Origin of the sequence: Cobetia sp. SIMBA_158 (genome assembly GCF_046566945.1) — a bacterium.
Classification (GTDB): domain Bacteria; phylum Pseudomonadota; class Gammaproteobacteria; order Pseudomonadales; family Halomonadaceae; genus Cobetia; species Cobetia amphilecti.
Window position 1 is genome coordinate 1 of record NZ_JAWJYL010000170.1, and the last position, 318, is coordinate 318.

Below are 318 nucleotides of genomic sequence, written 5' to 3' on the forward strand. Positions count from 1 at the left end.
GGCTTGCCATTCAAGCTGATAGTGGGATGCCCCTCGATGATGCTGCAGGTGCTGTGGCCATCCTTGGGGCACGTCACTATGTCCCCCACCACTGCCACCGGCTTACCCTCCAGCAGATAGTTGGACTGGGCAGACACCACCTTGCCACCATGTGTGGTGCTATCCCCGAGCACGATGACACCGTCACCTGAACTGAACATTGATAATTTCTCCACCTAGTCAAAAGTGTTTTGTATTTAGTTGTAGGGTGCCGGATGATCGGATTTCACAACGAAGCTATCCTTTGTTAGCCTCTCGTGAGCTCATCAAGCAATTTAT

The 318-nt window shown here is 51.6% G+C and carries 1 protein-coding gene; it reads right to left on the minus strand.

Going from position 1 to position 318, the window contains the following annotated elements:
- The coding region (locus tag R2R70_RS19490) for a PAAR domain-containing protein (protein ID WP_410978820.1) at nucleotides 1-200 on the minus strand (200 nt) is incomplete at its 3' end.
- Nucleotides 201-318 lie beyond the last annotated feature (118 nt).